This is a genomic window from Pseudomonas sp. MIACH (assembly GCF_001269925.1).
Taxonomy (GTDB): domain Bacteria; phylum Pseudomonadota; class Gammaproteobacteria; order Pseudomonadales; family Pseudomonadaceae; genus Aquipseudomonas.
The window spans coordinates 1-22,306 of the sequence record NZ_LHVO01000027.1 but is presented as its reverse complement, the minus strand read 5'-3'; the positions used below and the strand labels follow the sequence as shown (position 1 = coordinate 22,306).

General features: G+C 61.6%; 21 protein-coding genes and 1 pseudogene. 15 read left to right on the top strand and 7 right to left on the bottom strand.

The genetic code is table 11. The annotated features are described in order from the left end of the window. Positions 1-912 precede the first annotated feature (912 nt). The 13 genes from AD670_RS09500 to AD670_RS09440 all read left to right on the top strand — a co-directional run bounded on the left by AD670_RS09500 (position 913) and on the right by AD670_RS09440 (position 11,982). Positions 913-1,407 carry a prepilin-type N-terminal cleavage/methylation domain-containing protein gene (locus tag AD670_RS09500; protein ID WP_027605985.1) on the top strand — a complete coding sequence of 165 codons (495 nt, stop codon included), beginning with the start codon at positions 913-915 and terminating at the stop codon, positions 1,405-1,407. Next, positions 1,382-1,762: a type II secretion system protein gene (locus tag AD670_RS09495; protein WP_053130968.1), complete on the top strand. Its 381-nt coding sequence runs from the start codon at positions 1,382-1,384 to the stop codon at positions 1,760-1,762. Before AD670_RS09500 ends, AD670_RS09495 begins: the two co-directional genes overlap by 26 nt. After that, entirely contained in the window at positions 1,749-2,264 is a 516-nt protein-coding gene (locus AD670_RS09490) for a type II secretion system protein (protein ID WP_172681457.1), read from the top strand. The genes AD670_RS09495 and AD670_RS09490 overlap by 14 nt, the downstream gene beginning before the upstream one ends. Before the next feature lie 62 nt (positions 2,265-2,326). After that, a complete protein-coding gene (locus AD670_RS09485) occupies positions 2,327-3,829 on the top strand; it encodes a lytic polysaccharide monooxygenase (protein WP_053130963.1) in 1,503 nt (500 codons plus the stop codon). Positions 3,830-4,041: 212 nt separating this feature from the next. After that, entirely contained in the window at positions 4,042-4,473 is a 432-nt protein-coding gene (gene gspG, locus AD670_RS09480) for a type II secretion system major pseudopilin GspG (protein ID WP_053130961.1), read from the top strand. A 1-nt stretch (position 4,474) separates the two neighbouring features. After that, positions 4,475-4,939 carry a transglycosylase SLT domain-containing protein gene (locus AD670_RS09475; protein WP_053130959.1) on the top strand — a complete coding sequence of 155 codons (465 nt, stop codon included), beginning with the start codon at positions 4,475-4,477 and terminating at the stop codon, positions 4,937-4,939. Next, complete coding sequence (locus AD670_RS09470) at positions 4,936-6,120, top strand: type II secretion system F family protein (protein WP_053130957.1); 1,185 nt, start codon at positions 4,936-4,938, stop codon at positions 6,118-6,120. The genes AD670_RS09475 and AD670_RS09470 overlap by 4 nt, the downstream gene beginning before the upstream one ends. Before the next feature lie 4 nt (positions 6,121-6,124). Then, entirely contained in the window at positions 6,125-7,762 is a 1,638-nt protein-coding gene (locus tag AD670_RS09465) for a GspE/PulE family protein (protein WP_053130955.1), read from the top strand. After that, positions 7,743-8,468, top strand: a complete 726-nt coding sequence (locus tag AD670_RS09460; protein ID WP_256243888.1) for a hypothetical protein — start codon at positions 7,743-7,745, stop codon at positions 8,466-8,468. The genes AD670_RS09465 and AD670_RS09460 overlap by 20 nt, the downstream gene beginning before the upstream one ends. Continuing rightward, complete coding sequence (locus AD670_RS09455; RefSeq protein ID WP_053130953.1) at positions 8,465-9,019, top strand: hypothetical protein; 555 nt, start codon at positions 8,465-8,467, stop codon at positions 9,017-9,019. The genes AD670_RS09460 and AD670_RS09455 overlap by 4 nt, the downstream gene beginning before the upstream one ends. A gap of 6 nt (positions 9,020-9,025) precedes the next feature. Next, positions 9,026-9,562, top strand: coding sequence for a hypothetical protein (locus tag AD670_RS09450; RefSeq protein ID WP_053130951.1), 537 nt, complete (start codon positions 9,026-9,028; stop codon positions 9,560-9,562). Continuing rightward, the gene (locus AD670_RS09445) at positions 9,559-10,050 is read left to right on the top strand and encodes a hypothetical protein (protein WP_053130949.1); all 492 of its coding nucleotides are present in this window, start codon (positions 9,559-9,561) and stop codon (positions 10,048-10,050) included. The genes AD670_RS09450 and AD670_RS09445 overlap by 4 nt, the downstream gene beginning before the upstream one ends. Positions 10,051-10,068: 18 nt before the next feature. Then, the gene (locus AD670_RS09440) at positions 10,069-11,982 is read left to right on the top strand and encodes a secretin N-terminal domain-containing protein (RefSeq protein WP_053130948.1); all 1,914 of its coding nucleotides are present in this window, start codon (positions 10,069-10,071) and stop codon (positions 11,980-11,982) included. Between the two features lie 37 nt (positions 11,983-12,019). Here the strand turns inward: AD670_RS09440 and AD670_RS09435 are convergent, their stop codons facing one another. The 6 genes from AD670_RS09435 to AD670_RS09410 all read right to left on the bottom strand — a co-directional run bounded on the left by AD670_RS09435 (position 12,020) and on the right by AD670_RS09410 (position 19,693). Continuing rightward, a complete protein-coding gene (locus tag AD670_RS09435) occupies positions 12,020-12,790 on the bottom strand; it encodes an electron transfer flavoprotein subunit beta (RefSeq protein ID WP_053130946.1) in 771 nt (256 codons plus the stop codon). Positions 12,791-12,800: 10 nt separating this feature from the next. Next, complete coding sequence (locus tag AD670_RS09430; protein WP_053130944.1) at positions 12,801-14,021, bottom strand: electron transfer flavoprotein subunit alpha/FixB family protein; 1,221 nt, start codon at positions 14,019-14,021, stop codon at positions 12,801-12,803. Then, on the bottom strand, positions 14,021-15,964 hold the full coding sequence (dgcB, locus tag AD670_RS09425; RefSeq protein ID WP_053130941.1) for a dimethylglycine demethylation protein DgcB: 1,944 nt from the start codon (positions 15,962-15,964) through the stop codon (positions 14,021-14,023). The genes AD670_RS09430 and dgcB overlap by 1 nt, the downstream gene beginning before the upstream one ends. Before the next feature lie 92 nt (positions 15,965-16,056). Beyond that, positions 16,057-18,117: a dimethylglycine demethylation protein DgcA gene (gene dgcA, locus AD670_RS09420; protein WP_053130936.1), complete on the bottom strand. Its 2,061-nt coding sequence runs from the start codon at positions 18,115-18,117 to the stop codon at positions 16,057-16,059. 15 nt (positions 18,118-18,132) lie between these two features. Then, positions 18,133-18,663, bottom strand: a complete 531-nt coding sequence (locus tag AD670_RS09415; protein WP_010565965.1) for a DUF5943 domain-containing protein — start codon at positions 18,661-18,663, stop codon at positions 18,133-18,135. Between the two features lie 52 nt (positions 18,664-18,715). Then, the gene (locus AD670_RS09410; RefSeq protein ID WP_010207105.1) at positions 18,716-19,693 is read right to left on the bottom strand and encodes a dipeptidase; all 978 of its coding nucleotides are present in this window, start codon (positions 19,691-19,693) and stop codon (positions 18,716-18,718) included. Between the two features lie 219 nt (positions 19,694-19,912). On the opposite strand from AD670_RS09410, the gene AD670_RS09405 reads away from it, so the two are divergent. Together AD670_RS09405 and AD670_RS09400 are read left to right on the top strand one after the other, a co-directional pair. Then, a complete protein-coding gene (locus tag AD670_RS09405; RefSeq protein WP_053130933.1) occupies positions 19,913-20,314 on the top strand; it encodes a lysozyme inhibitor LprI family protein in 402 nt (133 codons plus the stop codon). Between the two features lie 41 nt (positions 20,315-20,355). Next, positions 20,356-20,771, top strand: a pseudogene (locus AD670_RS09400) (DUF3010 family protein). Between the two features lie 124 nt (positions 20,772-20,895). Here AD670_RS09400 and AD670_RS09395 read toward each other — a convergent pair. Further along, on the bottom strand, positions 20,896-22,074 hold the full coding sequence (locus tag AD670_RS09395) for an AAA family ATPase (protein WP_053130931.1): 1,179 nt from the start codon (positions 22,072-22,074) through the stop codon (positions 20,896-20,898). Positions 22,075-22,306: the final 232 nt, after the last annotated feature.

Below are 22,306 nucleotides of genomic sequence, written 5' to 3'. Positions count from 1 at the left end.
AAACTGTGGGAGGGGGCTTAAGGCTTTTTGTAGGAGCGAGCTTGCTCGCGAAAAACTCACAGGCGCCGCGTTCATTCAGGAAGCACGCGTTATCGTTGACGTTTTTCGCGAGCAAGCTCGCTCCTACAAGAAGCGATGTACGCGACCGGCATTAGGGCCCCCTCCCACATTTGAACCTCACACTGCTTAATATTTGATCAACTCTCTCGCAGACCACTGCCAGCCTGCCCTCCAGCCTTTACCCAACAACTTATCCACAAAGCCACCCACAGCAATTGTGGGCAACTCCACTGTCCAAGCAAAATTAATTGAAGAAAATCCGTGACTTATTCAAGTTGACGGTTCCAGTGGCACATTGATCATTTATTGATCAAAACCCTACAGGCCACGTAGAACGTCACCTGTAGCGGTGCGCAAACACCTTATCCACAGAACCGCCAACAGACTTTGGGGGCAACTTCGGCAGCGCTGTGGAAAACCGCGTCAAACCTTCATATACCAAGGGTTTCAGCTCCATTCCTGGGGTTTAGCGGCAATTTGATCAATAAACAACCAGACGACGGAGAGCCTCTATTTATAAGGCCTGTAGCGGATAGCAAACATCTTATCCACAGAAGCGCCAACAGACTTTGGGGGCAAGTCCGAGCACCGCTTCAACCTTATCCACACAAAAAAGCACCTAAAAACCGTGACTTAGCTTGGTTATTTTTCGTACAACGGCTTGCAGGCGTTGATTTACGGGGGTTGTGGAGACCCACGAACACCTTATCCACAGCTACGCTCACAGCGTTTGTGGGTAAACCCACAACCTGTACAAAAAACACCCAGCATCTACACTCACCCTTGCAGTCAATTCCATGGCCTGGGTTAACGCGGAAGTCCTTGGCAGCCTGATAGGGAGGTAGAACGGTGATGTGGCAGGGTAAGCCCAGCCATCACTGCGCCAAAGGTTTTACGCTGATTGAATTACTACTGACGCTGGCCCTGCTGGCCACGCTTGCGACAGTGGCTTATCCGCTGACAGCATTGATGGGTAAACGTGATCGAGAACTGGACCTGCAACGTTCATTGCGGGAAATCCGCCGTGCTATCGATGCCTACAAAGACGCCAGTGACGATGGCCGCATTGAAAAGAGCATCACTGACAGCGGTTATCCACCCTCCCTGCACGTATTGGTCGAGGGGGTGACGGACAAGACCAACCTTCAGGGCAACAAACTCTATTTCCTGCGACGCATTCCCCGCGATCCCGTGTGCGAGTGCCCTGAACGTGCACCCGCAGAAACCTGGCAACTGCGCAGCTACAAAAGCACTGCGGATAATCCACAAGAGGGAGAAGATGTATTCGACGTTTCATCCCGAAGCACCCGGGAGAGTTTGAATGGAACGTCATACAGCCAATGGTAATCGGGGTTTTACCCTGATTGAGTTGCTGGTGGTCATGGCGATCATCGCCACCCTCATGACCCTGGTCACCCCGCAGTACTTCCGCCAGCACACCAAGGCGCAGGAAACCGTGCTGCGCCACAACCTGTCCTCGATTCGCCAGGCCCTGGACCAATACCGCGAGGACCACGGCGCCAACCCCGATTCCCTGCAAGCCTTGGTCGACCGCCGCTACCTGCGCGAGGTCCCTACGGACCCGCTGACCGGCAGGCGTGACACCTGGCATCTGCAACCATCGGACGAACAAGGCCTGGGCGATGTGCGCAGCGGCGCCCCCGGCACCGACACCAACGGGAGCGCCTATGCCGACTGGTAGACAACCCCAGCAGGGCTCGGTGTTCATGGGCATGTTGGTGACCGTGGCCGTAGTGGCCGTGATGCTGATGGAAGTCGGCACCCTGTGGTCCAGCGTGCTGCAGCGCGAACGCGAGCTGGAATTGCTTGCGCGGGGCAATGAAATCCGCCGCGCGATCGGCCTGTACTACGCCGCCGGCCACACCTACCCCACGTCCCTCGAAGACCTGGTACTCGACCGGCGCCAACCGACCATCAAGCGTTACCTGCGCCGTGCCTATGCCGACCCGCTGACCGGCAGCGCCGATTGGGGCGTGGTGGCGGGCCCAGGCCAAACCCTCATGGGCGTGTTCAGCACCGCCCAGGGCACACCGTTCAAGCAAGGCAACTTCTCAGTCATCAACCAACGTTTTACAGGACAAGGCAGTTATCAAGGGTGGGTGTTTCTGTTTGGCCCTGGGCAGAACAACCCTGCAACCCGCGTCGCTCCCCTGGGAGATCAGCCAAACGATGACGCCAATTGAATGAGCACACTGATCGTTCCAGCAGTTCGGAACTTGTTTATCTGAATTGAGGTGGACCAAGCATGAGTAACTTACAGCGCTTAACGAAATGGTTGTTAGCGGCGGTCTTGTTGGCACCGACGCTGGTCATGGCCCACGGTGCCGTGGACAAACCCATGGCACGACAGGTCTATTGCAAGACCCTGCCGGATTTCTGGTCGGGAAGCCCCAGCGATAAGGGGTGCGCGGCCCTGTCTGCAAAAAGTGGACAGTATCCAGGCCAGCAATGGAATGAAGTCGCCCATTTGATCAAGGCACCTGGTTACAACGATCCGGAGATCGTCAAAAGAGAAGTGCCCGACGGCCAACTGTGTTCGGCGGCCGACAGTAAGAAGGATGGCCTGAACAATGTCTCGGATGACTGGTACCGTACTGACGTAACACCTTCCAACGGCATGATGGACGTACGCATCATCGGTACGGCCCCGCACGTTCCCAGCTTTGTGAAGGTCTTTCTCACCAAACCGGGTTTTGACCCGACCCAGTCGCCGTTGACCTGGAATGACCTGACACTCATCCACTCCGAGCAGTTCAGCGTCGCACAAACCAACTGGGGCAACGATCCTCCCACCATTTCCGGCGCTTCTGGGTACTTCAAGTTCCCGGTGCCGATTCCTTCGACGCAAACGGGCAAAGCCACGCTGTTCGTGCAGTGGCAGCGTATCGATCCAGCGGGCGAAGGGTTCTATAACTGCAGTGACATCAACATCATCGGCGGTGGGGTTCCGGAGCAGTGGGTCAATCTTGGCCAATTCATCGATTCGATCATGAACACCCTCAAAGCCGGTGACTCGGTGCACTTCCGCATCCTCGATAACTCACCGGCGGCCAAGGAAGTGGTGGACATTACCCTGCCGATCAGCGCGAACAACCTGGCCCCCAACATCTGGGGCAAGCAGTTGGCGGACAGGATCAATCCCACCATTGCCAGAGTGGGGGAGAAAAAGGGCAACACGATCGTATTCAACCCCACCGACTCCAGCGCCAACTCGGTCTACACCACCGCCAAGGGTTACAGCCAAGCCATGTCGATCATTACCGGCGAAGGCCCAGGCCCGGTCAATCCGGCGCAACCGGTGGCACGCATCACGGGGCCGAGCACATTGAAGTCGGGGCAAGCCTTTACGTTCAGCGGCGCGGGATCGTCAGGCAGCAACGGGCCCTTGCTCTATCTGTGGACAGTTCCAGGGATGGTGGGTGCACAGAATGGAGCGACCGTCAGCGGCACTGCCTACACCGTCACGCAAGAGACGACATTCACGGCACAGCTGAAGGTTCGCGATCAGCAAAATGGCAAGACCGACCAGGCTGAGGTGGCCTTTACGGTCACGCCACCCGGAGGCGGTGAGGAATACCCAGCTTACAAAGAGGGCACGCCCTACAAAGCCGGCGACATCGTGAGCAATAACGGCAAAAACTATAAGTGCAAACCTCACCCCTACACCGCGTGGTGCGCAGGCGCCGCATGGGCGTACGCACCAGGGACGGGCACGGCCTGGGATCAAGCCTGGGAGGAAGCCCAATGACCCATTCAAAACCATATTCAGTTACTGGATAAGCATAAGAGCCAAACGTTATAGGGCGCCTCACGGCGCCTTATATCGAGCAACGCTACAGTTGAAGATGTACCTGAACTGGAAATGATCCAACGAAGTTCTACCGGCGGTGCCCGCTTGATTGCGGGCCGGGAGAGTTGCACATAACCGCCCTACCTTGGCACTCCCAACAGGGTATCTCCATGCGCATTCACTCATGTATCCACAGCCCTCAGCGCGCCTTCACCTTGCTGGAACTGCTGGTGGTTTTGCTGATCATCGCCCTGCTCGCCAGCTACGTCGGCCCGAAGATGTTCGACCGCCTGGAACTGGCCAAGGTGCAAACCGCCCAGGGCCAGATGAAAGCCCTCGCCGATGCCTTGAACCAGTACCGCCTGGACAACGGCAACTACCCCGACGAAACCCTCGGCCTCAACGCCCTCACCACCCGACCCGCCACCGCGAACCATTGGCAGGGCCCTTATGTGAAGACATTGCCGCCCGACCCTTGGGGCAACCCGTATCTCTACAAGAACCCCGGCACACCGCCCAACGATGCAGAAATCATCTGCCTGGGCCGTGACGGCAAGGCCGGCGGTGTGAACACCTACGCCGACATTGTGTACGGCCTTTGACATGCACACGCTGCGGCTGGTCCTGACGCTGCTGTGCCTCACGGGGACGGCACAGGCCAACTGCTGGCAACTGGCAGCCAGCCGCTACCACGTCGACCCGCTCCTGCTTTACGCCATCGCCAAGGTCGAATCCGGCCTCAATCCTACTGCGCGCAATCTCAACAGCGATGGCAGCGAGGATATCGGCCTGATGCAAATCAATAGCCGCCACTTGCCCGCGCTGGCCCAGTTCGGCATCACCGAACAGCACCTGCTCACGCAACCCTGCACCAGCGTCATGGTGGGCGCGTGGGTCCTCGCCGGGTTTATTCGCCAGCAGGGTTATGGCTGGCAGGCCGTGGGCGCCTATAACGCCGGGGCCAAACCGGAGCGGGAGGCGCGGCGCTCACGCTACGCCCTGGCGGTCTGGCGCTATTACGGTGAGTTGCTGCAACAGCGCCAACAACTGGCCAGGCAGACCCCATGATCGACATCAACGCGCGGATTATACGCAACGGCCACTTGCAGACCCTGCGCATGCAGGCCTCGGACCTCAGCCAGGCCCGTCAACAGTTGCAGGCCGACGGTGCCCAGGTCATCTCCCTGAAGGTGCGGCGCTCGCTGACCTTACCCAGCCGTCGTGCCACATTTGCCCTGGGCCTGTTTATCCAGGAACTGGTGGTGCTGCTGGACGCCGGCCTGGTACTGGTCGAAGCCGTGGAAACCCTGCGCGACAAGGCACCCGCAGGCATCAACCGGCAGGTCATGAGTGATCTGCTCGCCTCGATGTACGAGGGCAACTCGCTGTCCAAGGCGATGCAACTCAAGCCACAGACGTTCCCCCCCTTGTTGATCGCCACGGTGGCGTCCTCGGAACACAGCGGCCAACTGGCCGTGGCCTTGCGCCGTTACCATCATTTCGAGGCGCATTTGGCAACCGTGAAAAAGCGTGTCAGCGGCGCCCTGATGTACCCCTTGGTGGTGCTCAGCGTGGGTGCGTTGATCCTGTTGTTCTTGCTGTTCTTCGTGATCCCCCGCTTTGCTTCGGTGTTCGACGCGGTCACCGATCTGCCCGCCACCGCGCGCTTTATGGTGTGGTGGGGCGCACTGGTCGAGGCACACGGCATGGCATTGCTGTTCGGCCTGGTGGTGGCGCTTATCGGGTTGGCGTTGCTGTTTCGCAGCGCAGCGTTCAAACGCCAGGCGGCCCAGCTGTTCTGGAAAATCCCCGCCCTCGGCGCCCAGCGCACGCTGTTTATCCTCGCGCGGTTTTATCGCACGGCCGGCATGTTGCTGATGGGCGGAATGCCGGTGGTCACCGCCGTGGAATTATCCGGTGCGCTGCTGCCCATGGAACGCCAAGCCGACCTGCGCCAGGTCCTGACTGATATCCAGGCCGGCCAGCCGTTGTCCACCGCCCTGGCCCGCCATCGACTGACCACCGCCGTCGCCGAACGCCTGCTCCGGGTGGGCGAGCAAAGTGGTGAATTGGCGACGATGTGCGAGCGCATCGCGCAATTTCACGATGAAGCGCTGGAGCGTGCTATCGAGTTGTTCAGCAAGGTATTTGAGCCGTTGTTGATGCTGGTGGTGGGCGGGCTGATCGGCCTGATCGTGTTCATGCTGTACATGCCGATTTTCGAGTTGGCAGGCTCCATACAGGGGTAGCGCAATGAGCGAACAGACACGGCAATGGCAGGCCCTTGCAGAGCAACGCGGGCTGAGCTTGTCCAATTACCTGCTGGAGGTGCTGCACAAGGCGCCCGAACAGTTGGCTACGATCGCCCAGCCCCTGGGCCTGCTCGCCATTGCACCGCAAGACCTGAGTGACCACTGGCGCTTCGATCTGCTGGCCCTGCCCCAGGCGCTGATCCACAACGTGTTGCCGGTGGAATACCAGGGCCAACCGTGCCTGGTGCTGGGCGACCCGTTCACCCTGGCCAGCCGCCACTGGCTGCAGTCCTCTGCCATCTTGCGCCAACTGCCACTGGGGATGAGCCTGCCGGGGGCGGTCAAGGCCCAACTGAGCCAGGCCGAAGCCAGCCAGCGGGTAATGCAACCTTTCGGCGAGGCCGGCGACAATGCCCAGGTCAGCCCGACCGCCCAGGAGATTTCCTTGAGCAGTATCGCCAGGGACGACAACCCGGTGGTGCGCCTGGTCAACTCCATGCTGTTCGATGCGCTGCAAAGTCGCGCCAGCGATATCCATGTGGAAACCACGCCCCAGGGCCTGGTGATCAAGTACCGTATCGACGGCGTGTTGCAGCAGATGGGCCAAGCCAGCGGCATGGACATGGCGGAGCAGGCGCTGTCGCGCATCAAAGTCCTGTCGGAGCTGGATATCGGCGAGCGGCGCGTGCCCCAGGATGGTCGGTTCAAGATGAAGATCCAGGGCCGCGAGGTGGATTTTCGCACGTCGATCATGCCCAGCATCCACGGCGAAGATGCCGTGCTGCGGGTTCTCGACAAATCCCAGCGCGGCGAATCCCTGAGCCTGGCCAACCTCGGGCTGGCCGCCGACACCATCGAGCGCATCCGCGTGCTGGCCAGCGAACCCTACGGCATGTTGCTGGTGACCGGTCCCACCGGCAGCGGCAAATCCACCACGCTGTATGCCGCTTTGTCGGAGACCAATACCGGCGAGAAAAAGATCATCACCATCGAAGACCCGGTGGAGTACGAGCTGCCCGGGGTCCTGCAAATTCCGGTCAACGACAAGAAGGGCCTGACGTTCGCCCGCGGCCTGCGCTCAATCCTGCGCCATGACCCGGACACCATCCTGGTGGGGGAAATACGCGATGGTGAAACCGCTGGCATCGCCGTGCAGGCCGCGCTGACCGGGCACCTGGTGATGTCGTCGGTGCACGCCAACAGCGCGTTCAACGTGCTGGAGCGCTTCACCTACATGAACGTCGACCCGGCCAGTTTTGTCGAAGCGCTCAATGGTGTGGTCGCCCAGCGCCTGGTGCGGCGCATCTGCCCGGACTGTGGCGAAGCCGCCGAGCCCGATGCGGAAATCGTCCGCCTTGCCCACGTGCCCGACGCCCTGCTCGACCAGGCTCAATACCGCGTGGGCAAGGGCTGCGAGGCCTGTCGCCATACGGGGTATCGCGGCCGCCTGGCGCTTGCGGAAGTGCTGAACATGACTGACCCGATCAAGGAAGGCCTGCTCAACCGTAACTCGGCGTCCACCTTGCGCGAACTGGCACGCGAGGCCGGTCATGTGTTCATCCGCGATATCGCCCTGGCCCACGCCGCCCAGGGCCACACCACCCTCAAGGAGATCCACCGTGTCATTTCCCTTTATTGAACACGTGGTGCGGCTGCACAGCACCGGCGCCGAGTGGGCCGCGCGCGCGCGGTGGCGCGGGGCAAGCATCTGGCGTGCGCAGCAGCAAGGCGAGCCCCTGGCAGTGTGCGCCGAACTGCTGGAACAGACGCCCCGCAGCCAGGTGCGCTTCCTCGACCGGGCCACGGTGCTGCTGGGGTTTCCCCATGTGCACTACCTGATGCTGCCCTGGCAAACCGGCCTGTACAGCCAGGCTGACTGGCAGGACTTTGCCGAGGCCACGTTCGGCCAACAGGCGGGCCTCGACCCTGAGCGTTGGCAGGTGCAACTCGCCAACAGCGCCTTCGGCCAGCAACGCCTGGCGGTCGCGACGCCACGGGATCTGCTGCAAGACCTGCGCGAGCTGTTCAAGCTGCAACGCTTGCCCCTGCTCACCTGCACGCCCCTGCTGACGGCGGTGGCCCAGCAGTACTGGCGGCAGTTGCCTGACGACTGTGTGCTGGCGGTCGCCGAAAGCGACAGCCTCAGTTGCCTGTATCGACAGCACGGCATGGTCGACCAAGTGTGTGTGATCCCCACCCAACCCGGCAGCGCCTTGAGTGACAACCTGTTCACCGCCGACCTCCTGGCGGAGCGGCACGCGCCCCAGACACGGGTGGTCACCAACGGTCCCGCCGAACAGCGCCTGGGGCCTGTGCACCCGTGGCTGGAGGAGGCGCCGGCATGACATCCAGGCTGATCGGCCACTGGCAACGGCTACGCGCGCCCCAGGCGCCGGGCGTGGATTTCCAGCGTCCCAACGCGACGCACCGCCCCTTGGTGAGCGGGTTATGGCTGGTCGCCGCAGCCTTGCTGTTCAGTACCTGGCAGCACTGGCAACGCATGGAGCAACGACAAGTGCAGACCGACGAACTGGAGCAGCAATTCATCCAACTGACCCGCCGTCAGGAGCAATTGATCCAGGCTGCGATTCGCCTGTCGCCCCGGCAAAAACAGCAACTGGCCGCCTTCGCCCAACAGTCGGTCACCCCGTTCGCGTTGATGGATACCGTGGCCCGGGCCTGGTCCGGGGAAGTCGCGCTGACTCGTGTCGAGGTCAATACCCAGACCCAGCAAGTGCACCTGGATCTGGAAGCCAAGGCGCTCGGCGAGGCCTTCCGTTTTGTGGAACGACTCCAGGCCCAGCCCGGCGTGCGGGTAAACCTGCAACAAAGTGCGCTCAAGAGCACCGACCCGCAGCACCCGGTGCAGATCAAACTCAGCGTGGGCGCAGGGTAGCCGCCCATGGATGCCTTCACTCGCTACCTGCCACGCCTGCGCTGGCAATGGCTGCAGTGCCAGCAACGCCTGGGTTTCTGGGGGTTGCTGGCCCTGGGCGTGATCGCGGCGGCGCTGTTGATCGAAGTGGCGGTGATTCGACCGGCGAATCTCGCCGACACCCAGCGACGTCAGGAACTTGAAGCCGGGATCGCCGAACAGCCCCAGCAGGTTCAAGTCACCACGCCTGCGGTGGTGGACAAACTGCCCACCGCCGCCGACTTCGCACCGCGCCTGGAAAAACTGCTGGGCCTGCTCACACGCCACGGTTTCATCATCGCCCAGACCCAGTTGGCCTACTCCGCGCCGGGCGACACCGGCCTGCAACGCCTGGACGCGCAGATTCCGCTCACCGGGCCCTATAGCCTGCTGCGCGAAGCCCTGGCCGAGGTGGCGCGCGAGCCGGCCGTGCGTATCGAAAGCCTGACGCTGGAGCGCAAGGACATCGCCAGCGGCATGCTGAATATCGACCTCAAACTGAGCCTGCTGGGGGTGGTGGAATGAAACTGCCGCTGTATCTGCGCATCCTGTTACTGCTGACCCTGGTCAGCTGCGGCTGGCTGTTCTGGCAGGACACACCCGACAGCCCCACACAACCGCCAGCGCCTGTGGTGACCCGGCCGGACGAGGCGCCGCCAGTGTCTGCCACCGTCACTGCCGCGACGCTGGTGCCTATCGACCTGTTCCCCGCCCAGACCTGGGCACCGCCAACGCCGCCGCCCACCACGCTCGACCCGGCGCCGCCCAGGCCGCCGCCACTGCCCTTCACCGTGAGTGCGCAATGGCGCTACGAGAACCAGGCAAAAATCGTCGTGCTGAGCGGCAATGGCAGCCAGTACACCCTGTGCCACCGCTGCTCGGTGCCCGGGCGCATCGTGCCCGGCAAGATGCTCGACGCCCATTACCGGCTGGACAAGCTCACCGACACCGCCGTGGTGCTGACCTACATGCCGCTCAGGCATACCAGCACCTTACGGCTGGACACTCACTGACCGGGGCAGGACACGATCATGGCCAAACGTACGTGGATTCCCTTGAGCCTGGCCATGGCCCTGCTCAGCGCCTGCCAGACCCAGCGGGCCATCAAGGAGAGCGACGAGTTGCGCCAGAAGGGCGACATCATCCGTTCGGTCGAAGTGCTGCAAGCCGAAGCCAAACAAGCCCCTGACGATGTGCAATTACGCACCGCCAATTTCAGCAAGCTGGAACTGCTGGTCGCCCAATACAGCCGCGAAGCCAGCACTGCACTGATGCGTGGCGACGACGCCGGCGCCATCCGCGCCCTGGAAACCATCCTCAAATACGACCCCAGCAACCTCGGCGCACGCCAGGAAATCCAAAGCATCCAGGCAATGAAACAGCTGCGCCCGCAACTGGCCCAGGCCTACGAAATGAAGCGCGCCAACCCGGTGGAGGCGCTCAACCTGGTGCGCCGGATCATCGCGCAAAAGCCCAACTACCGAGAGGCCCTGGACTTTCGCAATGCCCTGACCCGCGAACTGGTGAGCGCCGATTACCTCAGCGCCGATCTCTCCGAGGCGATGCGCAAACCCTTGAGCCTGGAGTTCAGCGCGCAAAGCCTGACCACGATTTTCGAGACCATTGCTCGCCTGTCGGGGGTCAATTTCGTCATCGACAAAGACGTCAATCCCAGCGCCTCCGCGAGCATGACCGCCAGCCGAACCACCGCCGAAGACGCGCTGAACCTGCTGCTGACCACCCAGGGGCTGGACAAGAAAGTCCTCAACGCCAACACCATCCTGGTTTACCCCCGACGCCCGGACAAAGAACGGGAATACCGCGAGCTGGCCGTACGCACCTTCTACCTCAGCCATGGCGACCCCAAGGTCATCGCCGCCGAGATCAAACAGGTGCTCAAACCCAAGGAGGTATTGGTGGATGAACGCCTGAACGCGGTGATTGTGCGCGATGGCCTGGACACCTTGAGCGCGGTGGAAAAACTGGTGGAAGCCATTGATATCGCACAGTCGGAAGTGACCATCGATATCCAGGTGCTGGAGGTCAGCCTGACCGACGAACTGAACCTGGGCATCCAGTACCCGGAGAGCATCGGCCTCTCCGTGGGCAACTTCGCCAACGTACCTGCCGGGCTGGCGGGCACTCCGCTCAGCGCGTTACGGGGGATCAATGGCGACAACATCCTGCTCGATGCGGGCAGCACCTCGGCACGCATCAATATGCTGCAACGCAGCGGCAACACCGTCACCCTGGCCAACCCCAGGGTACGGGTGCGCAATCGCGAAGAAGCCCAGGTGAACATCGGCGACAAGATCCCGGTGGTCACCACCACCACTGCCAACCAGATCACCACCTCGTCGGTGTCCTACCAGGACGTGGGGCTGCAGATCACCGTCAAGCCGAACATCAGCCTGAGCGATGAGGTGAACCTGGAGTTGAACGTGGAAATGAGCCATATCACCAAGCGCATTCCCGGCTCGGAAAACGTACCGGCGACGTTCGAGCTCGGCTCACGGTCCACCAAGACCCTGCTGACTGCGCGCAACAATGAAACCCAGATCGTCTCGGGGCTGATCCGCACGTCGGACGTCGACGAGGGCTCGGGGTTGCCATGGTTGAGCCAGATCCCGTGGATCGGCAAGAAGCTGTTCGGCACCAACCAGAATACCCAGCAGAAAACCGAGATCATCCTGCTGCTGACCCCGAGGATCGAACGCAACCTGGACCTGCCGATTTCCCAGATCAGCACCTTCCACAGCGGCACCGAGGCGCGCAGTTCGACCCAGGGCATGATCCTGCGCGACACCACCGAAAAAATGATCCTCAAGCCCATTGGGGGCGACCCCACACCGGCGCTGCCCCCGCCGATGCAGCAACCGGATGCCACTTGGCAACCCTTGCCGCCACCGCTGCCGGACCTGGTGCCCAAACCTGCGCCCCAATGAAGCCCCCTCCCACATTGGTTTTGCAGTGTTTATGGGGTTAGCGCACCACGCCTTCTTCGATCAGCAACTTGAGAATGGCTTGGGCGCCTTCCTCGGCGCTCACACCTTTGAGCACTTGCCCACCGCCACCACTGGCTTTGGCCGTGGCCGCTTTCATACGGTCGGCGCCGCTCTTGGCCTTGATCACCTTGAGGCGCTTGGGCCGGGGCTTGGCCGGTTGCAGCAGCGCAGCGGTGAACAACTCGTCTTCTTCGATCTCGACCTCATGGGCCGCCAGTTCACCGCGCTGAGCCGGGCCGTAGGCACTTTGCCGCGGCTTGGGCGCGGCGTTGTCCACTGTGGCCAGAAACGGCAGGCGCACCTTCAAGCGTCGGCGCTGACCACGGGGCAAGGCTTGCAGCACATGGGCCACCCCGCCGTCGATGGACTCCACCTGTGCCAACCCCACGATCAGCGGCCAGCCCAACTGCTCGGCCAGCAGGAACGGCAACATCCCCGAGCCTTCGCCGGTTTCCGCCTGGCTGCCGGTGAGCACCACTTGGGCACCCGCCTCGCGCAGGTAGTCACTGAGTACCGGCAAGGCGTCGCTACCCGCCGGTTGTTCCAGCACATGCAGGTGCGACAGCCCCATGCCCAGGTAACTGCGCAGGGTCGGTTCGGCGATGTTGCCGGCGTGCAGCACCTGTAACTTATCCCCAGCCATTTGCAGGCCGAGTTCGACGGCGCGTGCGTCCTGTTCGGCGCGGCGTGGCCGCCCGGAGGTGGGGTGGGCGCCGATGGACACCAGGCTGATTACATTCGTGGTCATGGTCATGTCCTCAAGCCGCATCGCGCTTGGCGCCGTTGCGGTAGGCCTCGACCGCATCGATCAAGGCTTGCAGAATCGCGGCGCTTTCGCCGATCACCGACAGGTCGGCACGCTTGATCATGTCGCAGCCCGGGTCGAGGTTGATCGCCACCACCTTGTCGCAGGCGCCAATGCCTTGCAGGTGCTGGATCGCCCCGGAAATCCCCACAGCCACATACACCCGCGCCGTCACCCAGGTACCGCTGGCGCCGACCTGGCGATCACGCGCCATGAAGCCGTCGTCCACCGCCACCCGCGAGGCGCCTTCGGTGGCCCCCAATGCGGCGGCGGTCTGGTGGAACAGCGCCCAGTCCTTCACGCCATTGCCGCCGGAGAAAATAAACTCGGCCTCGGCCATGGGGATCGCCGCCGGGTCCACCGCCACCGCGCCGAGGTCTTCGATACGCGGCAGGCTGCGCGCCAGGGTTGTGGATAACTCCACGGGCAGCACTTCATGGCGTGTGTCGCTGACCGGATCGGCGCATTCGGCCGCCGCGAGAATCAGGCGCGCCAGTGGCCGCGCCAGGTCTTCCTGGCCGGCACCGGCACGGCCGATGCACGCCTCGCCCTTGATCTGCCACACGCGAGTGGCCGGGCGCTCCTTGAGGCTGGCAGCAAAACGCCGACCCAGCTCGCCGCCACCGCTGCGGCTGTCGGGCAGCAACCAGTGGCGCGGGTTGAATTGGTTATCCACAGCGCGCAAACCTTGCACCCGTTGTTCCGGCGAATAACCGTCGAACTCATGGCCGTCCAGCACCAGCAGGCGATCGACGCCAGCTGTGGCAAACGCGCTTTCCTTGTGTTCGCCAAACACCACCGCCAGCACCGCGCCGTCGCTGCCGGCGAGTTGCCGCGCCAGGCCGAGCAGGTCGCGGTCGTGGCTGCTCAAGCGGCCGCCGACCATGTCTGGCACCACGTTGATGTAGAACGCCGGCATAGGCACCTGATGCAGTGGCAACTGCACCTCCACCGCCGCCGTACGCTTGGCCGCACCGCCCTGCTGAGCACCGCTGCGGTCGATGCGCTTGATGCCGTTGGGGCCGATAAAACCGACGCCATGCACGTTCTTGCGGATAACACCGTTCGGCCCCATCCAACTGTGTTGCACCGGTTGCATCGCCGCATGCAGCGGGTGCAGGCGGTTGCGGGCAATCCATTCGGCCCGTGGGTCGCGGCGGATAATGTCGCTCATCAGTGCACCTCCGCAGGTTCACGCTTGTTGGGAGCTTTGGCCGGTGCGACGTCTTCCAGCAAGGCGTCGGCCACCAGCTCGGCGATGTCCTTGATCAACGGGCGCGGTTCAACCACCCCTTCGAGCATCGCCGTGCACTGCGGGCAACCCACCGCCACCAGCTCGGCACCGGTCTCGCGGATGTCTTCCATGCGCATATCGGGGATACGTTGCTTGCCCGGAATATCAGTGATGGGCGCGCCGCCGCCACCGCCGCAGCAGCGCGAACGGAAGCCCGAGCGTTGCATTTCCTTGACCTCGATACCCAGCGCCCGCAGCACTTCGCGCGGCGCCTCGTATTCGCCGTTATAGCGGCCCAGGTAACAAGGGTCGTGGTAGGTCACGCTGTTGCCTTTGTGCTGGCCCAGGTTCAGCGCGCCCTCGCCGATCAGCTCGGCCATGAAGGTGCTGTGGTGCTGCACGTGGTAGTTGCCGTTGAAGGCACCGTACTCGTTTTTCAGCACATGGAAACTGTGCGGATCGCAGGTGACGATGCGTTTGAAGCTGTACTTGGCCAGCGTCTGGATATTGCGCGAGGCCAGCAGTTGGAAGGTCGCTTCATCGCCCAGGCGTCGCGCCACGTCGCCGCTGTCGCGTTCTTCCAGGCCGAGCACGGCAAAGTCGACCTTGGCGGCTTTAAGCACTTTGACGAACGCACGCAAGGTGCGTTGGTTGCGCATGTCGAAGGCGCCGTCACCGACCCAGAAGAGTACGTCGGCGCTGCCTTTGTCGCTGAGCAGCGGCAGGTTCAAGTCCGCCGCCCAGTTCAAGCGACCGCCCGGTGCAAAACCGCCGGGGTTGTCGGTGGCGATCAGGTTTTCCAGGACTTCGGCGCCCTTGTTCGGCGTGGCGCCTTTTTCCAGGGTGAGGTAGCGGCGCATGTCGACGATGGCGTCGACGTGCTCGATCATCATCGGGCACTCTTCCACACACGCGCGGCAGGTGGTGCACGACCACAGGGTCTCGGCGTCCACCAGGCCGTTGACGATCGGCTGGTGCGGGTTGCCGCTGTGCTCGCCAATCGGCTTGCCTGGATAAGGGCTGCCGGCGAACTTGGCATCGGTGCCGCCGGCCAGGCCGACCACCATGTCCTGGATCAGCTTTTTCGGGTTCAGCGGCTGGCCAGCAGCAAACGCCGGGCACGCGGCTTCGCATTTGCCGCACTGCACGCAGGCGTCGAAACCGAGCAGTTGGTTCCAGGTGAAATCCTTGGGTTTTTCCACACCCAGGGGCGCGGTTTTGTCGCTCAGGTCCAGCGGTTTCAAACCGGTGGAGCGGCCGCCGCCAAAGCGTTCGGCGCGACGGTGCCAGGCCAGGTGCAGCGCACCGGCGAAGGCGTGTTTCATCGGGCCGCCCCAGGTCATGCCGAAGAACATTTCGGACACGCCCCACAGCACACCCACGCTCAGCAGCGCGGCCAACAGCCAGCCGCCGAAGTCAGCGGGCAGGATCCCGGCTACCGGCAGCGTCACCAGGAAGAAGCTCACCGAGAACGCCATCAGGCTTTTCGGCAGGCGCATCCACGGGCCCTTGGACAGGCGCGACGGCGGGTTGCGCCGCCGCAGGTAAACGAAGGTGGCGCCGACAAACATCAACACCGACGCCAGCAGCAAGGCGTAGCCGAGGATACGGTTATGCAGGCCGAAGCCGTGCACCAGGATCGCCAGCAGCGCCGACAGCACAAAGCCCAGCGCCGTGGCGACGTGGGTGTTGGCGATGTATTTATCGCGGGCGACCACGTGGTGCAGGTCGACCATGTAGCGCTTGGGCATGGCCAGCAGACCGCCCAGCAGGTCGACCTTGGAGGCACGCCCGCGACGCCACATGTTCACCCGGCGCAGGACGCCAAGGACGGCAAGGCCCAGGGCGGCGAATAAGAGAATAGGCAGCAAGGTGTTCAACATGGTGAAGCTCCCACAGACCACACAAATCTAATGCGAAACTGGCCCGAATGTGGGAGGGGGCTTGCCCCCTCCCACATTCGGGCCCTGTGGTGTCAGAAATCCTTGCACAGGCGCAGGGCGTCATAGATGGCAGCGTGGGTATTACGCTGCGCCACACAGTCACCGATGCGGAACAGCAAGTACCCATCGCCCGTCTCGCTCAGGCACGGCTGCGGCTTGATCGCGAACAGGGCTTCAACGTCGATCTGGCCCTTGTTGCGCGAGCCTTCCTTGAGCCCGTAGTAGATGGCTTCGTCCGGACGCACGCCGTTCTCGACGACCACCTGATCGACCACCCGCTCCTCTTTGGCACCGGTGTATTCGTTCTCCAGCACCGCCACCAGCTTGTCGCCCTCGCGGTAGACCTTTTCCAGCATCATGTCGCCGGTCATGATCACTTCCTTGGGGTACATGCTGCGGTAGTAGGTCGGGAACGACGTACCGCCGATGGCCACGCCCGGCTTGATGTCATCGGTGACGATTTCCACCTGGCAGCCTTTGTCGGCCAGGAAGTCCGCCACCGACATGCCGGTGAATTCGCAAATGGTGTCGTAGACCAGCACGTTCTTGCCCGGCGCAACTTTGCCGTCGAGCACGTCCCAGCTGCTCACCACCAGGCCTTCGGCAGCGCCCCAGTGTTCGTTCTGCTCGATAAACGGATGCCCGCCGACGGCCAGCACCACCACGTCCGGACGCAGGTCCAGGATGGTCTCGGCATCGGCGGCCACGCCCAGGCGCAGGTCGACTTTCAAGCGTGCCAGCTCCAGCTGGAACCAGCGCGTGATGCCAGCGATCTGGTCGCGTTGTGGCGCCTTGGAAGCGGTGGTGATTTGCCCGCCGATAAATTCTTTCTTCTCGAGCAGGGTCACGTCGTGGCCACGTTCGGCGGCAACGCGCGCGGCTTCCATCCCAGCAGGGCCGGCACCGACCACCACCACCTTGCGTTTCGGCCCGGTGGATTTTTCGATGATGTGCGGCACGCCCATGTATTCACGGGAGGTCGCGGCGTTCTGGATGCACAGCACATCCAGGCCCTGGTACTGGCGGTCGATGCAGTAGTTGGCGCCAACGCACTGTTTGATCTGGTCGATCTGGCCCATCTTGATCTTGGCGATCAGGTGCGGGTCAGCGATGTGCGCACGGGTCATGCCGACCATGTCCACATAGCCGCCTTCGAGGATGCGCGTGGCCTGGTTCGGGTCCTTGATGTTCTGTGCGTGCAGCACCGGGACCTTGACCACTTCCTTGATACCGGCCGCCAGGTGCAGGAACGGCTCCGGTGGATAACTCATGTTGGGGATAACGTTGGCCAGGGTGTTATGGGTGTCGCAACCCGAACCGACGACGCCGATGAAATCGAGCATGCCGGTGTCATCGTAATACTTGGCGATCTGCTTCATGTCCTCGTGGGACAGGCCGTCCGGGTGGAACTCGTCACCGCACAGGCGCATGCCCACGCAGAAGTCATCACCGACTTCGGCGCGCACGGCTTTCAACACTTCCAGGCCGAACTTCATGCGGCCCTCAAAGGTGCCGCCCCATTCGTCGGTACGCTTGTTGACCCGTGGGCTCCAGAACTGGTCGATCATGTGCTGGTGCACGGCGGACAGTTCAACACCGTCCAGGCCACCGGCCTTGGCGCGCTTGGCGGCGCTGGCGTAGTTGCCGATCACACGCCAGATTTCTTCCGGCTCGATGGTCTTGCAAGTGGCGCGGTGCACCGGCTCACGCACGCCGGACGGCGACATCAGGGTCGGCCAGTTAAAGCCATCCCAACGCGAGCGACGGCCCATGTGGGTAATCTGGATCATGATCTTGGCGCCATGCTTGTGCATGGCGTCGGCCAGGTTCTGGAAGTGCGGGATGATGCGGTCGGTGGACAGGTTCACCGAACTCCACCATTCCTGGGGGCTGTCGATGGCGACCACCGAGGAACCGCCACAGATCGCCAGGCCAATGCCGCCCTTGGCTTTCTCTTCGTAGTACTTCACATAGCGGTCGGTGGTCATGCCGCCGTCGGTGGCATACACCTCGGCGTGGGCGGTACTGAGCACGCGGTTGCGGATGGTCAGTTTGCCGATCTGGATCGGCTGGAACATTGCTTCGAAAGCCATGGCACGGTCCTCGGCTTACAACGGCTTGACGGTGAACAAGCCGTCATCGTGGCCCTCTTCGGAGCCTCCGTAGACTTGTTCGGCCACGGTACGGATGTTGCTGCCACGCGCTTGCAGAATCTGGTCCATGGCGCCGGCAAACCAACCGGTGAACATGTAGTCGACTTTGCGTCCGACCTTGCCGTACACGTAGACAAATGCCGAGTGTTCGAGCTTGACGCTGGCGGTGCCTTTGTCGAGGTCGATGTCCTGGATCTTGAACAAACCCCAGCCGCGTTGCGACAGGCGCTTCATGTAGTGTTCGAACACTGCGACGCCTTCCAGGCCGTGGCATTCGGCTTCTTTTTCACACCAGTGCCAGGCGGACTTGTAGCCGGCCTTGTAGAGAATTTCGGCGTAGGCCTCGGCGCCCAGCACTTCTTCGATGCCCATGTGGTTGTTGACGAAGAAATGGCGCGGTACGTACAGCATCGGCAGGGCGTCGGAAGTCCAGACACCGGTTTCGCTGTCGACTTCGATAGGCAATTGCGGGGCGATCTTGGCCATGGAAACTTAACTCCAGAAAAATTCGTTGTGGTGTTGCCCGTGGATATTTGGCTTATTCGCCCCAAACGTCCTTCAAGACGTTGACCCAGTTCTCGCCCATGATCTTGCGGACCACGCGCTCGGGGTGGCCGCGCTTGAGCAGGGTCTCGGTGAGGTTGGGGAACTCGCCCACGGTGCGGATGCCCAGCGGGTTGATGATCTTGCCGAAACTGGTCAGGCGGCGGGCGTAGCCCTTGTCATGGGTCAGCATTTCGAAGAAATCCTGGCCATGGCCCTGGGTAAAGTCAGTGCCGATACCAATGGCGTCTTCACCGACGATGTTCATGGTGTATTCGATGGCTTCGGCGTAGTCGTCGATGGTCGAATCGATGCCCTTGGCCAGGAACGGCGCGAACATGGTCACGCCGACAAAGCCGCCATGGTCGGCGATGAACTTCAGTTCTTCATCGGACTTGTTGCGCGGGTGCTCTTTAAGACCGGACGGCAGGCAGTGGGAGTAGCACACCGGCTTCTTCGATTCGAGGATGACTTCTTCGCTGGTCTTGGAGCCGACGTGGGACAGGTCGCACATGATGCCGACGCGGTTCATCTCGGCGACGATCTCGCGACCAAAGCCCGACAGGCCGCCGTCGCGCTCGTAGCAACCGGTGCCGACCAGGTTCTGGGTGTTGTAGCACATCTGCACCACACCCACGCCGAGCTGCTTGAAGATCTCCACATAGCCGAGCTGGTCTTCAAACGCATGGGCGTTCTGGAAGCCGAAGATGATGCCGGTCTTGCCCTGCTCCTTGGCCTTACGGATATCGGCGGTGGTTTTCACCGGGATCACCAGGTCGCTGTTCTCGCGGATCAGGGTCTGGCTGGCAACGATGTTATTGATCGTGGCCTGGAACCCTTCCCATACCGACACGGTGCAGTTGGCGGCAGTGAGGCCACCTTTGCGCATGTCCTCGAACAGGTCGCGGTTCCACTTGGCAATGATCAGCCCGTCGATAACGATGCTGTCGGCGTGCAATTCGGCTGGGCTCATCAGGCGTCCCCTTATTGGCGATTCATGCGCCGAATCGTCTGCCGGCGCTTTGGGGCCAGCATATGCCCAGGGGCCGACAGAACCGGGTGCAAAAACGACAGGGGAATTGCCGAAAGCGTCAATCCGCGACAAAGGCCTACAAGACTGCTCTGACTGGTGACTGTTCTTTGTCTTACGCTTGAGCCAGAATTCCTGCATCACCTGATATGAGACGGCGCAATGAAATCGATTTTCCTGGCTTTGGCACTCATCGCAACCGGCGTCCACGCGGCAGAAGACACTGACAGCACGCCATGCGATGGCATCGAAAACGACAAACAAACCCTGGAATGCGCCACTTACAACAAAACCACCGCCGAACAATTGTTGAAAGACAACTACCAGGGCCTGCTGGAACGCATGGGTTCGACCTATGGCAGCGACAAGACCAAGCTGGCCGACATTACCGCTCGTCTGAAGGATGCCCAGCAGAAGTGGGAAAAACTGCGTGACGCCGATTGCGCGGTGGACACCTTCCCGGCCGTGAACGGGACCAAGGCCTATGCAATTGATCAGAATGACTGTTTGGCGCGGATGAGTGATGAGCGGTCGGAGTTTTTGGAGTCGATTGGCCAGGAATAAGCGACAATCCCCGCCACTTTCTCTTTGAACCAAGGCCCTTCATGACTATCTGCGGCATCGAAATCAAAGGCAGCGAAGCCATCATCGCCCTCGCCTCCCTGGACAACCAGGCGCTGACCCACGTCGCCCTGGCGACCAAGAAAATCGCCCTTGAAGACGACGATGAAGCCGCCAACGTCAAAGCCTTCGCCGCGCAGGTGAAGGCGTTCGTACAGGAAAACGCCATCCAGCGCGTCGCCATCAAGAAGCGCAGCAAGAAAGGTGAATTCGCCGGTGGCCCGACCACGTTCAAGATCGAAGGGGTGTTTCAGTTGCTGGGGGGGTCGAGGTGACACTGCTGTCGCCGCAGACCATCAATGCGCAGAACAAGAAGCACAACTTCGATCTGCCGGCGACGCTGAACAAGTATCAGCATGAGGCCTTCAAGACCGCATGCTCCGCCCTGCTGAAGAAATAAGCCACGCCGAAATCCACTGTGGGAGGGGGCTTGCTCCCGATGGTGGTGGATCAGCTTGCTCATGCATTGGCTGACATATCGCTATCGGGAGCAAGCCCCCTCCCACACTGGGTCTGTGGTGTGTTCAGTGGGGTGTATGGCGCTTGTGCCGCAGCCAGTCGCCGAACGTTTTGTCCTCCAGGGCATAACCGCCCCGACTCGACTTCCACACCAACTCCTTGTCGCGCAAGGCATCGATACAGGCCTGGATGGTCTGGGTGCCCGGCACCACGTCGCTGCCCATCTCTTCCAATGCCTTGCTGACAGCCGTGAGAGTGCTGTCGGTGAATGGCGCGAAGGGCTGGTTGTTTTGAGAACGCTCCACCATCACCTCCAGCACGGCGCGCTGTGGGATGGTCAGGGCGTTCCAGGCGCTTTCGAACTCGGTCCACACGCCTGCGCGCAGCAGTTCGGCACGACTGTGCAGCAGTTGGCCCAGGTTGCTTGCCTCGCCTAACTCCAGTGCGACTTCACCAATAATGGTGCGCAGCATCTCGGGGCGACGGCCGACCAACTCAAACGCCTCATCAATATCAGCCGCGTTGAACTGGTTGGTCTCGGCCAGGTGCGCATTGAGATGCGCGGTGTAGGCCTGGGTGAACTCCCTGCCCAGCAACGGGAACGGCGTGATGCTGGAACCGAAGAACGGTTGGCTTTTGCCCAGTACCAAATGGGCCAGCTTGTCGCGGTTGGAGCCGGTAAACACCAGGCGCAAGCCGCTGCCCTCCTCGTCACGGCCTTGGTTGAGCTGATCCCGGGCAGCCTTCAACGCGAACATCGCATTGATACCTGTCTCGGTGGTTAACGCGTGCTGCGCTTCGTCAATCACCAGCACAACGGGTTTTTCTGCAGCACTGTGGAGCAATTCCAGGGCTTGGGTCAGCGTCGCACCGACAGGCAATTGTGGCTTGGTAAAGTCCCAGGAGAGCGTACGCAGAAAGCTCAGTTTCTCGATGCCAATGTTTTTGGCCATTTTCCGAATGCCCTTTTCATAGGGCACCAGAGCAGCAGCAATCGCACTGGCAATCAACTCTGCAGGATCTTTGTCTTTGTCGGCCCAGAGATCCACATACACCGCCAGCCAGCCCCGGAGCTGACATTCCGGAATCAGGTCTTCGCGCAGAAAGGTGCTTTTGCCGGTGCGACGGGGCGCCGCCAAAAACAGGCCAGAGGTGAAATCCTGAAGACCGGCCCCTACCAGGCCATCGGCAATACTGCTTGCCAGGGTGGGGCGGCGGAATACAAAGCCGCTGTGCTTGGACATGGATTTATACTCAATTATGGGAAGGACTATAAATTATAGTAGCGAGTATAATTCACTATAATTGCCCGTCAAACCACCTCCCGTCGCCGATTCCCGAAGGCAGCCTCACAAACTGAGCAAAATTTCGTCAGCATCTCCGATCCAGCTCGCCCTTCCAATGAGCAGCCAGTAATCGACATGAAGAACCGGAGGACAAACACACTAGTAATAATGTGGTGACCGGTTATGTACT